The following is a 13682-nucleotide window of genomic DNA, read 5'->3' on the forward strand; positions in this document are numbered from 1 at the left end:
GCCACCGCCTCACTGGAGGCATGACCCAGCACCGCCGCGACATGCGTCCGCACCACCTCGACAACCAGCCGCTCCCGATCACCCACCGCCAGACCGGCCAACCGCTGCCCGAATGTGGAAAACACCGTCCCGGCAACGGCCGGAACCTCTGCCTCGACCAGATCATCGAAGAGCGGACGCGCCCGAGCGGCGGCGAACAGCGGCACGAACTCCGCCCAGCGAACATCGGCGACGGTGATCGTGCTGTCCCCGGCACCGACCGCGCCGGCCAGGGCTGCGATCGCCTGAGCCGGTGCCAGCGGGGGAAGGCCCTGCCGCCGCAGCAGCTCGGTCTCGCCCTGGTCGGCGGCCATCCCGATCCGTGCCCACGGCCCCCAGGCGATCGCCGTACCGGGCCGGCCGGCCGCGCGACGGCGCTCGACGAGGGCGTCCAGGGCGGCGTTCGCGGCGCCGTAGGCGGCCTGGCCACGGCTGCCCCAGGCTCCGGAGATCGACGAGAACACCACAAACGCATCGACGTCACCGACCAGCGCGTCCAGATGCAACGCCCCGTCGACCTTGCCGGACAGCACCCGGTTCAGGTGCGCGGCATCGGCGTCGGCCAGCTCGGCATCCTCGCCGACACCGGCCGCGTGCACCACGGCGTCGACCGTACCGACCACGGCCAGAAGAGCCTCGACCGCAGACCGATCAGCCAGATCACACGCGTGCACCTCGGCATTCGGCAACTCGGCCAACAGCGCCTCCGCCCCGGGCGCATCCACACCACGCCGCGAGACCAGCACCAGCCGCTCGGCCCCATTGGCCGCCGCCCACCGCGCCACCTCAGCACCCAGCCCACCGGTACCACCGGTAACCAGCACCGTGCCACGAGGCCGCCAGGCCGGAGCCACACTCGCCGGAGCATGCCCCAACCGACGAACCAGAACCCCACCGCTGCGGACCACGACCTGGTCCTCAACGCCGAGCCCACCGGCCAGCACCGCCCCGAGCCGCGTGACCGCCCGGGCGTCGAGAGTTTCCGGCAGGTCCAGCAGGCCGCCCCAGCGCTCCGGGTGCTCCAGACCGATCACCCGGCCCAGACCCCACTTCGCGGCCTGCGCGACATCCGGCGCACCGTCCGCCCGCCCCGCGGCCACCGCACCCCGGGTCACCAACCACAACGGCGCGCCGCTCTCAATGTCCGCCAACGCCTGGACAACGGCCAGCACACCGGCGAGAGCAGCCGACGGAAGCACCAGAACCCCGGCCGGCGCCAACTCACCCAGACGCACGGCCAGGTCAGCACGGTCTCCAACCGGCACGACCACAACCTCGGCGCCCATCCCCGTCAGCGCCTCGGCAAGCCCCAGCGCGTCATCACCGACGAGCGCCCAGGTCCCACGGGGCACCGCCTCGGCCAGATCGGTGACGGGCTTCCAGGTGATCCGGTACCGCCACCCGTCGATCAGCGACCGCTCCCGGCTGCGGGTCCGCCAGGACACCAGCGCCGGCAGCACGCCGGCCACGGCCGCGGTGTCGACCCCCAGCTCCGCGGCGAGCGCGGGCAGGTCGGCGCGGTCGACCGCGGCCCAGAAGCCGGCGTCGCCCGGGTCGGACGCGCCCGGCCGTGCCGGGCCGTTCTCCAGCCAGAAGTGCTGTCGCTGGAATTCGTAGGTCGGCAGGTCCACCACGCGGGCATGGGGGAACAGGGCCGGCCAGTCCACCGTCGCCCCGTGGACGTGCAGCGCGGCCAGCGCCGCGATCGCGGTGGCGGCTTCGTCACGGTCGCGCCGCAGCAGCGGCACGCAGACCGCCTCCGGGGCCGCCTGCCGGGCCAGTGCGGTCAACACGGCGTCCGGCCCGAGTTCCACGTAGTTCGTGACGCCGTCCAGCGCGGCCAGCGCGTCGGCGAACCGGACCGGGCTGCGGACCTGCTCGACCCAGTACTCCGGATCCGACCACTGCCCCGACTCCACCAAACGCCCGGTCACCGTCGAGACGATCGGCAGTTTCGGCTCGCGGAAGGTCAGGAAGCGCAGTACGCGACGGAACTCGGCGAGCATCGGTTCCATCAGCCGCGAGTGGAAGGCGTGGCTGGTCCGCAGCCGGGTGGTCTTCCAGCCCCGCTCGGCCGCCACCGCCGCGACCCGTCCGATCTCGGCCTCACTTCCCGAGACCACGACGGCGTCCGGCCCGTTGACCGCCGCGATGTCGACGTCCGGAAACGCCGCGTGCACGTCGGACTCGCCTGCCTGGACGGCGAGCATCGCGCCGCCGGCCGGCAGCGCCTGCATCAACCGGCCGCGCGCGCCGACCAGGGCCGCTGCGTCGGCGAGCGACAGCACCCCGGCGGCATAGGCGACCGCGATCTCGCCGATCGAGTGTCCGACCAGGACGTCCGGGGTGAGTCCCCAGTGCCGGACCAGCGCAAGCAGCGCCACTTCCACCGCGAAGATCGTCGGCTGCGCGTACTCGGTCCGGCCGAGCAGCTCTTCGTCGGCGAGGGCGTCGGCCAGCGGTCGGTCGAGTTGCAGGTCGAGATACCAGCCGGCCTCGTCGAAGGCCGTGGCGAAGACCGGCTGGGTGGCGTACAGTTCGCGGCCCATCGCCACCCGCTGCGAACCCTGGCCGGTGAACAGGAAGGCGGTCCGGCCCGGGGCCACGGCCCCGGTGACGACCTGCGCGGAGGGGTCCCCGGCGGCGAGCGCGGCCAGACCCCGAGCCACCTGCTCGCGGTCCGCGCCGAACACGACGGCACGGTGGGCGAAGTGGGTGCGCGTCGTGGCCAGCGAGAAGCCCAGATCGGCCAGGTCGGCGTCCGGCTCGTCCAGCCGGCCCAGCAGGTTCGCCGCCTGCCCGGCGAGCGCCTCCGGCGTCCGTCCGGAAACCGGCAGCGCGAACACCCCGGCCGCCGGCGTACCCGGCTCCGGAGCCGCCGCGGCGGGTTCTCCCGTCGGCGGCGCTTCGAGGATGAGGTGGACGTTGGTGCCGCTCATGCCGAACGAGGAGACCGCCGCCCGCCGCGGCCGGTCGGTCTCGGGCCAGGGCTGGGCCTCGGTGAGCAGCCGTACGGTGCCCGCGCTCCAGTCGACGTGCGGCGTCGGCTCGTCCACGTGCAGGGTCTTCGGCAGCAGGCCGTGCTGGATCGCCTGCACCATCTTGATGACGCCACCGACCCCGGCCGCGGCCTGGGCGTGCCCGATGTTCGACTTCAGCGAGCCGAGCCAGAGCGGGGTGCCGGCGCGGTCGCGCCCGTAGGTGGCAAGCAGCGCCTGCGCCTCGACCGGGTCGCCGAGCATCGTGCCGGTGCCGTGCGCCTCGACCGCGTCGACGTCCGCCGCCTCCAGCCGCGCGTTGGCCAGGGCCTGCCGGATCACCCGCTGCTGCGACGGACCGTTCGGCGCGGTCAGGCCGTTGGACGCGCCGTCCTGGTTGACCGCCGAGCCGCGGATCACGGCGAGGATCCGCCGGCCGGCGGCCTGTGCCGAGGAGAGCCGCTCGACCAGCAGCATGCCGACGCCCTCGGCCCAGCCGGTGCCGTCGGCCGCGGCCGCGAACGGCTTGCACCGGCCGTCGGCGGCGAGCCCACGCTGCCGGGAGAACGCCACGAACGACGCCGGGCTGGCCATGACGGCGACGCCACCGGCCAGCGCCATCTCGCACTCGCCCTGGCGCAGCGCCTGTGCGGCCAGGTGGAGGGCGACCAGCGACGACGAGCAGGCCGTGTCGATGGTGAGTGCCGGGCCCTGCAGGCCGAGCGTGTACGAGACCCGGCCGGACGCGACGCTCGCCGCGTTGCCGGTGAGCAGGTAGCCCTCCAGGCCGTCGGCGTCCTGAAGCCGCGGTCCGTACTCCTGGGTCTCCGCGCCGACGAAAACGCCGACGCGCTGCTCGCGCAGCGTCTCCGGCGGGATGCCGGCCCGCTCCAGTGCCTCCCAGGAGGTCTCGAGGACCAGGCGTTGCTGGGCGTCCATGGCCAGGGCTTCGCGCGGGTTGATCCCGAAGAAGTCGGCGTCGAACTCCGCCGCGTCGTAGAGGAACCCGCCGTGGCGGGTGTAGCTGGTGCCCGGCTGGTCGGGGTCGGCGGAGTAGAGCGCGTCGAGGTCCCAGCCCCGGTCGGCGGGGAACTCCCCGATCGCGTCGGCCTCGGACTCCACGAGGCGCCAGAGCGCCTCGGACGAGCGGACGCCGCCGGGGAACCGGCAGGCCATGCCGACGATCGCGATCAGCTCGTCGGCGTGCCCGACGGCGGCGTCGATGTCGATCCGCTCCGGGGCGAGGCCGAGGAGTTCTGCGTGGAGGTGGCGGGCGAGCGCGGCCGGCGTCGGGTAGTCGAACGCCAGCGTCACCGGGAGCGCCAGTCCGGTCGCGGCGACCAGTCGGCTGTGCAGCTCCACGGCGGTCAGCGAGTCGAACCCGGTCTCGAAGAACGTGCCGTCGGCCGCGACCGGCTCGCCGGGCGGGCGGCGCAGCGCGGCCGCGGCGAGCTCGGTCACCAGGCCGGTGAGCATCCGCTGCGCCTCCGGCGCCGGCAGGCCTGCCAGGCGCCGCCGCAGCTCGGATCCCGCCGCGGTACCCGCTCCGTCACCGGTCGGCGTAGGTGCTCCGAAATCCCCGGACGAACTCATCATCTAGCGCCCACCTTCGGCGAAAAGAACAGGAATAGCCCATACCGCTTGGCGAGGCTATCCAGCTGAACTTTTCACCACAGCTCCTACCGCACCCCTAGTGGCCGTGATATTCACGGCCACTTCGTGGGGTAGGCGCCCGTGACGTGGCGTGACCGGCGACTCAGCCGGTGCTTTATCCATCGGCCGAGCGGTTAATCGGCCGGACGAGTACCGGTGGCGCTTACTCCGCCCGCGGGTTGATCAGGGCGTTTGGCGCTGGACAGGCAGAGCGGGAACGCTTTTCTCGATGGGTTCAGAACAATTGTCCGGAGTCGATTCGAGGAATTCCTCGAACATCCCGGGAGTCGCCTCGCGGACGAGTGCGAGCCCGTCGGCGAGGGCCACGTCGCGGATCTTGTAGCCGCCCCGGCCGGCGGCGACCATCGCGACCAGGGTGGCCACGCCGGCCCGGCGCTGGGACGCGGACTGGTTGACGCTCCAGGCGATGATTCCCGACCGGTCGAGCAGGACGGTGCGCCGGGCGTAGGTGCCGTAGCGGGTGACCAGATATCGGCCGAGCAGGCCGGAGCCGAGGTTGCGGTAGGCGTCGACCGCGGCGGCCAGCGCCAGCGGTACCAGCACGAGGCTCGAAATCCAGGCGATGTGGAGCAGCACCTCGGTCAGGAGCACACCGAGGATCACCAGGGGCGCCTCGAACAGTGCGACCGCCGCCAGACCCCAGGTGACCCGGCGGCGCAGCGCCGCCCGGGGCGGCCTGGCCAGTTCCAGGCCGGCCAGAAACCCCGGCTTCTCGCCGAGGACGGCGGTGGCCACCCGGTCCGCCTCCAGCCGCGAAGCCGGCGGCAGCAGCGCGCTCTTGGTCGACGTCGACCGGTCGTCGGATTTGCCCAGCCCGGTGGCGATCGCGTTGAGCTGGGCGCCCCGGGCCAGGCGCAACAGCAGCGGCTCGGCGATCTGGACGCCGCGCAGCCGGCGGCGCTCCAGCCAGACCGACCGGGTGCTGAACAGGCCGCGGCGCAACTGGAGCGCGCCGTCGCCGACCGCTTCCAGCCGGTAGTCCCACCACGTCTCGACAAACGTCACCAGAGAGGTGAGCGCGCCCAGCAGCACGACGCCCAGGACCGGCACGGTGATCGCGACCCAGAGCGGCAGGCCGGTCAGCCCGGACCAGGCCGCGCGGAGAAACCCGACCTCTGCCGGGTTTATCTTCAGCGAGTCGAGCAACCGGGCGAACCCGCCGACGACAAACCCGACCCCCGCCACGCCCCAGAGGGTCAGCGGCGCATACCGCAGCCAGCGCCAGCGCAGGACGGCCAGCGCGGTGTCCGGCGCCGTTCCGTCCGGTGCCAGCCGCCGCCGCAACCGCTCGGCGTGGTCCCGGGACACGCCGTCGAGGGTGAGTTGCCTTCTGTCGGCCGCCACGTGCTCACCGGTGCTGATCCGGACCACGCGCAGCCCCAGGGCCCGGTGGAACGGGTTCGCCGTGACGTCGACGCTGCGAATCCGGTCGCGGGGCACCGTGCGGTACTGCCGGAAGAGCGCGCCGGTGCGCAGCTCCACCTGGTCGTCGGTGATCCGGAACCGGGTGGTCAGCAGCCGGAGGCCGAACGCCACCGCGATGATCAGGAAGGTCAGGCCGATGGAGCCCAGCGTGATCACCGCGGCCAGGTCGAGGTCGCCGCCGGTGATCGACAGGGTCAGCAGGGTCGAGCAGAGCGGCGGGACCAGCCAGGTGAGGCTGATCGCCAGCATCCGCGGGTCCAGACGCTGCCAGTCCGCCGCTGTCACTGGCCGTCTCCGGGCATGGCCTGGGCACGGGCGGCCAGGGACTCGGCCAGATCGGCCGCGACCTGGCGGTCCAGGCCCTGGATCCGGACCGGGCCGGCCGCCGATGCGGTGGTCACCACCAGCCCCGCCAGCCTGAACATCCGCTGGATCGGCCCGCTGGTGGTGTCGACGGTCTGGATCCGGGCCATCGGCGCGATCCGTGCTCGCTGCCAGAACCAGCCGGACACCGCGTAGACCGCGTCGTCGGTCGTCTCCCAGCGGTGGACGCGGTACCGCCAGATCGGCATCGCCAGCACGTACGCCAGCCCGACCGCGGCGACGATTCCGAGGCTGAGCCCGAGCCAGGTGCGGGCCGGCGGGATCAGCGCGGTCAGCAGTGCCAGCACCGCGACCGGAGGCAGCGCGACGACGAAGGCCTGCACGCTCCACCAGCCCAGGGCGCGGCGTTCGAGCCGATGACGGGGACGGCGAAGTTTCAGTGGTTCGTTGCCGGACACCTCGCCATTGTAAGTACCGGCGCATTCACGGAATACACACATCCGGAAGGACTGGGGTATCCGAGTCACCTAGGGGTTGTCGGCCGCGGCGGGCGCCGATAGCAATTTCCCCGTCACGCCATATCGCCCGCTCGAATTGCGGGACGAACAACCGATGAATGCTCCGGAAACAGCGGGGCACAGCAATTTATCCGTCACATCACAACGCCTGCTCGAATTGCGGGACGAACAACCGATGAATATTTTGGAAACAGCGGATGCGACACGCTTCGCACGCCGGCACCTCGAATCGGTCGCCGGCCGTTCGCATCGCGACGGATTCCCGGGCCGACCGGCCCGGACCGCGTCCGGGGCGGACGGCGTCGCGACGCCGCCGATCACACCGGGGACGCCGGTGACCGGCCACCACCTGGGCCCGGCGCGCGCCACCGCGCCGGTCGGCGGAGCTCCGGCCGACGGCGTGCGCGCGAGATGACCGCGCTCGCGGCGGACCTGTCCGCACCACCGATCACCATGTTCGGCCCCGACTTCCCCTTCGACTACGACCGGTGGGTGCGCCACGCCGACGGCCTGGGCTCGGTCCCCCCCGAGCGGCTCGGCACGCCGGTCGCGGTGGTCGGCGGCGGGATCTCCGGGTTGGTCGCCGCGTACGAGCTGATGCGCCTGGGCCTGCGCCCGGTGGTGTTCGAGGCCGAGCAACTCGGCGGCCGGATGCGGACCGCGAGTTTCCCCGGGCACCCCGGTACGGTCGCCGAGCTGGGCGCGATGCGCTTCCCGCCCTCGGCCACCACGCTGTTTCACTACGTCGACCTGGTGGGGCTGGAGACCCGGCCGTTCGCGAACCCGCTGGCCCCGGCGACCCCGCACACCGTCGTCGACGTCAACGGCGCCCGGCACTTCGCCCGGGTGACCGAGGACCTGCCGACGGTGTACCAGGAGGTCTACGACGCCTGGACCAAGGTGCTGGAGGAGGGCGCCGACTTCACCACGATGGACGCCGCGATCCGCCGCCGGGACACCGTCACGATCAAGGCGTTCTGGAACCGGCTGGTACCGCTCCTGGACGACCAGTCCTTCTACGGCTTCCTGGCGTCCTCGCCCGCCTTCGCCTCGTTCCGGCACCGGGAGATCTTCGGCCAGGTCGGCTTCGGCTCCGGCGGCTGGGACACCGACTTCCCCAACTCGATGCTGGAGATCCTCCGGGTCGTCTACACCGGAGCCGACGACCGGCACCGGGCGTTGACCGGTGGGGCCCAGCGACTCCCCCTGCGGCTCTGGGAGCACGCGCCGGACCGGATGGCGCACTGGCCGGCCGGCACCTCGCTGGCGTCCCTGCACTCCGGCGGCTGGCGGCCGGCGGTCACCCGGATCTCCCGGGCCCGCGGGCGGATCCGGGTGGAGACCGCCGACGGGGCCGCCGAGTTCGCCGCGGCGGTGCTCACACCGCAGGTGCGGTTGCTGCTCTCCCGGATCGACACGGACGAGGACCTGTTCCCCGTCGACGTCTGGACCGCGGTCGAACGCACCCACTACATGGGCGGCTCGAAGCTGTTCACGCTGGTCGACCGGCCCTTCTGGCGGGACCTCGACGAGCGGACCGGGCGTCCGGTGATGGGCATGACGCTCACCGACCGGGCGCCGCGGGGGGTCTACCTGTTCGACGACGGCCCGGACGCGCCGGGCGTGATGTGCCTGTCGTACACCTGGAACGACGACTCGCTGAAGGCCGCCGCGCTGCCGGCCGACGAGCGGCTGGACGTCATGCTCCGCCACCTGCGCCGGATCTATCCGGACGTGGACGTCCGCCGCCGGATCATCGCACCGCCGATCGCCGTGACGTGGGAGACCGAGCCGCACTTCATGGGCGCGTTCAAGGGCAACCTGCCCGGCCAGTACCGCTACCAGCGGCGCCTGTTCACGCATTTCATGCAGGACGCGCTCCCCGAACACCAGCGCGGGGTCTTCCTCGCCGGCGACGACGTGTCGTGGACCGGCGGGTTCGCCGAGGGGGCGGTGACCACCGCGCTCAACGCGGTCTGGGGCGTTCTGCACCACCTCGGCGGCCGGACGCCCGCCGCCAACCCCGGCCCCGGTGACGCCTTCCCCTCCATCGCGCCGATCGAGCTGCCCTACTGAGCGCCCGGCCGGCTGACGGCGCCGTGGTCAGCTGAGGATTCCGGCCTGCATCGCCGCCATGACGGCGGCGGTGCGGTCGGATACGTCCAGTTTGGCGAAGATCCGTACGACGTAGGTCTTCACGGTGGCCTCGGTGATGAACAGGGCGCGTCCGATGTCGGCGTTGGTCAGCCCCTGGGCGACCAGTTGCAGCACCTCGACCTCGCGGCGGGACAGCGTCTCCGGGCGGGGTTGACGCACCCGGTCGAGGAGCTTGGCCGCGATCGAAGGGGAGAGAACGGTCTCGCCGCGCGCGGCGGCCCGGACGGCCTGGGCGAGGTCGGCCGGCGAGGTGTCCTTCAGCAGGTAGCCGACGGCGCCCGCCTCGACCGCGCGGAGGATGTCGCCGTCGGTCTCGTAGGTCGTCAGGATCACCACGCGGATCCCCGGCAGCTCGGCGCGGATCGCCGCCGTGGCGCTGACCCCGTCGCCGTCCGGCAGCCGCAGGTCCATCAGGATGACGTCGGGCGTCAGGTCGCGGGCGGCGGTCAGCGCGGCGGAGCCGGACGCCGCTTCGCCGACGATGGTCAGCTCAGGTGCGTCGTAGAGCATGGCGCGGATGCCGGCCCGGATCACCGGGTGATCGTCGACCAGCAGCACGGTGATCGTCACGTGGGCACCCGGATCAGTACGGAGGTGCCCTTGCCGGGCGCCGAGTCGACCTGCAGCACCCCGCCGGCCTGGCTCAGCCGCCTGCGCATCAGCGGAAGGCCGTGCCCGGGCGGGGTGGCGTCGGTGGCGAACCCGCGGCCGTCGTCGCGCACCTCCAGTCGTACGCAGTCGGCGTCGACGGAGAGGACGACCTCGACCCGGCCGGCGTCGGCGTGCTTGCGGACGTTGTTCAGCGCCTCCTGCGCGAGCCGGAGCAGGTCGACGTTGAGCGCGGTGTCGGCGGGGTCGGGGGCGCCGTCCACCCGCAGGGAGGCGTTGACGCCGTGCACGTCCCGGAGCCGGTCGACCTCCCGGCGGAGCGCGTCGGCCAGGGAGGCGGAGGTGGCCTCGGGCAGGGGGCGCGTGGTGATCAGCGCCCGGGCGTCGGCCAGGTTGTCGCGGGTGGTGGTCTCGGCCAGCTCCAGATAGCGGCGGGCCCGCTCGCTGTCGGTCGCCAGCGCCGAGCCGGTGGCCTGCAACAGCATGATCGTGCTGGACAGGCCCTGGGCGAGCGTGTCGTGGATGGCGTCGGCGAACTGCTCGCGCTCGGCGGCGCGCCCCGCCTCGTAGGACAGCCGGCCCAGCTCGGCCCGGGTGGCCTCCAGCTCCCGGATCAGCGAGGCCCGCCCGGTGCTCTGCCGGATGATCTGGCTCACCCAGACGCCCAGCACGATCGAGAGCGCCGCTCCCGTCACCCCGGCGACGCCCAGCAGCGAGCCGGAGCCCAGGAACGTCTCGCCGGCCGCCGCCACCCCGAGCCACACCAGGTTCAGGACCAGCACGATCAGCCCGCCGGCGACCGGGCCGACGGTCATGAACGCCGGGGCGCACAGCGCGAACAGCATGAACGCGCTGCTGGTCACCAGCCCGACGGCGGCGGCGAACACCAGCACCACCCCCAACTGGTACAGCAGTGCCCGCCGGGTGCCCCGGTCGAAGCGGATCAGCCGCCGGCCGAGCAGCAGGTGGGCGGCGACCAGCAGCACCAGCAGCCCGGCGGCGCCGGCCCGCCGCACGGGATCGACCCCGCCGGTGAGCAGGACTCCACCCAGGCCCGCGGCGCTGACCAGGACGAAGTACGCGTCCCAGACCGGCTGCCAGCGCAGCCACTCGTCCGGCGTGCGGCTCAACCGTCCTTCCGTCCCTGCCAGCGGAACGTCGTCAGGCACAGGATCAGACCTCCAAGGCACCAGGCCGCCAGGACCAGCGCGATGCGGCCGTGTTCCCAGACGCCGGCCGGTTCCATGCCGGCCACCGCGTCGGGGAGGAACACGGAGCGGAAGCCCTGCGCCATCCATTTCAGCGGGAAGACGGCGCCGATCTGCTGCAGCACCTGCGGCAGCGTGGTGATCGGCACGATGAAGATACCCGAGACGAACTGCAGGATGAGGAACGGCAGGTTGACAATGGGTGCCGCGGCGCGCACCGATCGCGGAACGCTGCTCATCGCCGTGCCCAGCAGCGAGCACCCGGTCACCCCCAGCAGGAAGACCCAGGCGAAGGTCACCCAGCGCCCGACGTCGGTGGGCAGCGGCAGGTCGTAGAAGATCGTGGCGATGGCCAGGACGATCGCCACCTCGACCACCGCGGTCACCAGGACCAGGATGATTTTCCCGACGAAGTAGGCGATCGGCGGCATCGGCACGCCGCGCAGCCGCTTGAGCGTGCCGTCCTCCCGGTCGCTGGTGATGCTGGTGGCGAGGTTGACGAAGCAGGTCGAGCCGATCCCGGCGGCGATCATGCCGGCGGCCAGCAGCTGGCTGGACGGGATGCCGGTGGCGGCCATCTGCTTGTCGAAGATCGCGCCGAGCAGGATCAGCAGCACGACCGGCAGCGCGAAGGTGAAGATCACGGCGGTGCGCTCGCGGAAGAACTGGCGCAGCTCGACCCCGCCGCGGGACAGGCACAACCGCCAGACCGACGGCTCCCGGACGGTGCGCGGGGTCGATGTCGGGTTTTCGGGGGTCTCGGTGGTCAGGGCGGTCATCGCGGGCTTCCGATCAGGTCGAGGTAGATGTCTTCCAGGGATGGCCGGGTGATGGCCAGGCCGGGGATCTGGCCGTCGAACCGGGCGGCCAGCTTGAGCGTGGCCCCGGTGGGGTCGTCGGTCCGCAGGTGCCGGGGCTCACCGTTCTCGATCCAGCTCACCGTGGCCTCGGCCGACGCGCGGCCCCCCAGGTTGGCCGGGGTGTCGACGGCGAGGATCCGTCCGGCGGAGATCACACCGACCCGGTGTGCCAGCGCTTCGGCCTCGTCCAGGTAGTGGGTGGTCAGCAGGATCGTGGTGGCGTCCTGCTCGGACAGCTGGCGGATCAGCGCCCAGAACTGGCGGCGCGCCTCCGGGTCGAACCCGGTCGTCGGCTCGTCCAGGAACAGCAGCCGGGGTCGCCCGACCACGCCGATCGCGACGTCGACCCGCCGGCGCTGGCCGCCGGAGAGCGTCCGTACCTTCTTGTCGGCCTTCTCGGTCAGGCCGACCAGTTCGAGCACCTCGTCGACCGGGCGGGGGTCGGGGTAGTACCCGGCGAAGTGCCGCACGGTCTCCACGACGGTCATGTCGGCCATGTCCGAGGCGTTCTGCAGCACCAGGCCGATGCCGTACCGCCAGCGCCGGGGCGCCCGCTGCGGGTCCTCGCCGAGCACCCGGACCTCGCCGGAGTCGCGCTTGCGGAACCCTTCGAGGATCTCGACGGTCGTCGTCTTGCCGGCTCCGTTGGGGCCCAGCAGCGCGAAGATCTCGCCGTCGGCGATGGTCAGGTCGACACCGTCGACGGCGGGAGCCCCGTGGTAGCTCTTGTGTAGGCCGTGTACTTGCACCGCGTCTGTCACGCTTCCATCCTTGGCCGCCGGGCCGACGGACCGCGACGACCGGCGGACGGACAGCTGTCCATCGATCGGTTGACAGCGGCGGGCAGCGGGGTGGACATCGGTGGACACCGCCCCGCCGGGGTGCGGTAGGGGTTGGGCCCGGTGAGCGCCGTACATAGCCTTCGGCGGTGGAAGACCCAACGCTGTTCGCGATCAGCGACCTGCACATCGCCTACGCGGAGAACCGTGAGATCGTCGAAGGAATCCGGCCCGCGCACGACGGCGACTGGCTGATCGTCGCCGGTGACGTCGGGGAGATCTTCGCCGACGTGGAGTGGGCCCTGGGCCTGCTCGCCGGGCGGTTCGCCAAGGTGATCTGGGCGCCGGGCAACCACGAGCTGTGGACGCCCCGGGAGGACCCGATCCAGCTCCGCGGCGAGGCCCGGTACCGCAGCCTGGTGGAGGTCTGCCGGAAACTCGGCGTCGTCACCCCGGAGGACGAGTATCCGGTGTGGACCGGGCGGGGCGGCCCGGTCGCGGTCGCGCCACTGTTCCTGCTCTACGACTACTCGTTCCGGATGCCGGGCATGGCCACCAAGGAGGCGTCGCTGGCGCACGCCTACGAGGTGGGCGTGGTGTGCACCGACGAGATCCTGCTCCACCCCGACCCGTACCCCAGCCGGGAGGCGTGGTGCCGGGCCCGGCTGGCGGAGACCGAGCGGCGGCTGGCGGACGTCGACCCCGACCTGCGGACCGTGCTGGTCAACCACTTCCCGCTGGTCCGCGAGCCCACCCGGATCCTGCACTACCCGGAGTTCGCCCAGTGGTGCGGCACCGACCAGACCGCCGACTGGCACCTGCGGTACCGGGCCGCGGTCGCCGTCTACGGGCACCTGCACATTCCCCGGACCACCTGGTACGACGGCGTCCGCTTCGAGGAGGTGTCGGTCGGCTACCCGCGCGAGTGGCGTCGGCGGAGCACGCCGCCGGGGACGCTCCGCCGGGTGCTCGGCTAAACGCCGGTGCTCGGCTGAACGCCGGGTGCCCGGCTGAACCGATGGGCGGGTGCGCTCGCTCCCGCCGGGTGCTCGGCTGAGCCGGCGGCGGACGTGCTCGCTCCCGCCGGGTGCTCCGCTGGGCCGGCGGCCGG

The 13682-nt window shown here is 72.5% G+C and carries 10 protein-coding genes; 3 read left to right on the forward strand and 7 right to left on the reverse strand.

The window, feature by feature from the left end; translation table 11 throughout:
• The 3 genes from CHC08_RS52530 to CHC08_RS32710 form a co-directional block, all read right to left on the reverse strand.
• Positions 1–4613: type I polyketide synthase (locus CHC08_RS52530; RefSeq protein ID WP_275937222.1), on the reverse strand; the 4613-nt coding region annotated here is incomplete at its 3' end.
• Between the two features lie 240 nt (positions 4614–4853).
• Positions 4854–6401, reverse strand: a complete 1548-nt coding sequence (locus CHC08_RS32705; protein WP_089211250.1) for a PH domain-containing protein — start codon at positions 6399–6401, stop codon at positions 4854–4856.
• Entirely contained in the window at positions 6398–6898 is a 501-nt protein-coding gene (locus CHC08_RS32710; protein ID WP_245878694.1) for a PH domain-containing protein, read from the reverse strand. Before CHC08_RS32710 ends, CHC08_RS32705 begins: the two co-directional genes overlap by 4 nt.
• A gap of 76 nt (positions 6899–6974) precedes the next feature.
• Here CHC08_RS32710 and CHC08_RS48645 point away from each other — a divergent pair, with 76 nt between their 5' ends.
• A complete protein-coding gene (locus CHC08_RS48645) occupies positions 6975–7373 on the forward strand; it encodes a hypothetical protein (RefSeq protein WP_143653422.1) in 399 nt (132 codons plus the stop codon).
• Entirely contained in the window at positions 7370–9034 is a 1665-nt protein-coding gene (locus tag CHC08_RS32715; protein WP_218825599.1) for a flavin monoamine oxidase family protein, read from the forward strand. Before CHC08_RS48645 ends, CHC08_RS32715 begins: the two co-directional genes overlap by 4 nt.
• Positions 9035–9061: 27 nt before the next feature.
• Here the strand turns inward: CHC08_RS32715 and CHC08_RS32720 are convergent, their stop codons facing one another.
• From CHC08_RS32720 to CHC08_RS32735, 4 genes are read right to left on the reverse strand one after another with little or no spacing between them, the layout of a single operon-like run.
• Entirely contained in the window at positions 9062–9685 is a 624-nt protein-coding gene (locus CHC08_RS32720) for a response regulator (RefSeq protein ID WP_275937223.1), read from the reverse strand.
• Positions 9682–10854 (reverse strand): sensor histidine kinase, encoded by a 1173-nt coding sequence (locus CHC08_RS32725; protein WP_218825600.1) that lies wholly within the window; start codon positions 10852–10854, stop codon positions 9682–9684. The genes CHC08_RS32720 and CHC08_RS32725 overlap by 4 nt, the downstream gene beginning before the upstream one ends.
• Positions 10851–11711 (reverse strand): ABC transporter permease, encoded by an 861-nt coding sequence (locus CHC08_RS32730; protein WP_089211253.1) that lies wholly within the window; start codon positions 11709–11711, stop codon positions 10851–10853. Before CHC08_RS32730 ends, CHC08_RS32725 begins: the two co-directional genes overlap by 4 nt.
• Positions 11708–12553 carry an ABC transporter ATP-binding protein gene (locus tag CHC08_RS32735; protein ID WP_089211254.1) on the reverse strand — a complete coding sequence of 282 codons (846 nt, stop codon included), beginning with the start codon at positions 12551–12553 and terminating at the stop codon, positions 11708–11710. The genes CHC08_RS32730 and CHC08_RS32735 overlap by 4 nt, the downstream gene beginning before the upstream one ends.
• A gap of 167 nt (positions 12554–12720) precedes the next feature.
• Between CHC08_RS32735 and CHC08_RS32740 the strand changes: the two genes are divergently transcribed.
• Positions 12721–13548, forward strand: a complete 828-nt coding sequence (locus CHC08_RS32740; protein ID WP_089211255.1) for a metallophosphoesterase family protein — start codon at positions 12721–12723, stop codon at positions 13546–13548.
• Positions 13549–13682 lie beyond the last annotated feature (134 nt).

It is taken from the genome of Streptosporangium subroseum (assembly GCF_900188345.1).
Lineage (GTDB): Bacteria > Actinomycetota > Actinomycetes > Streptosporangiales > Streptosporangiaceae > Streptosporangium > Streptosporangium subroseum.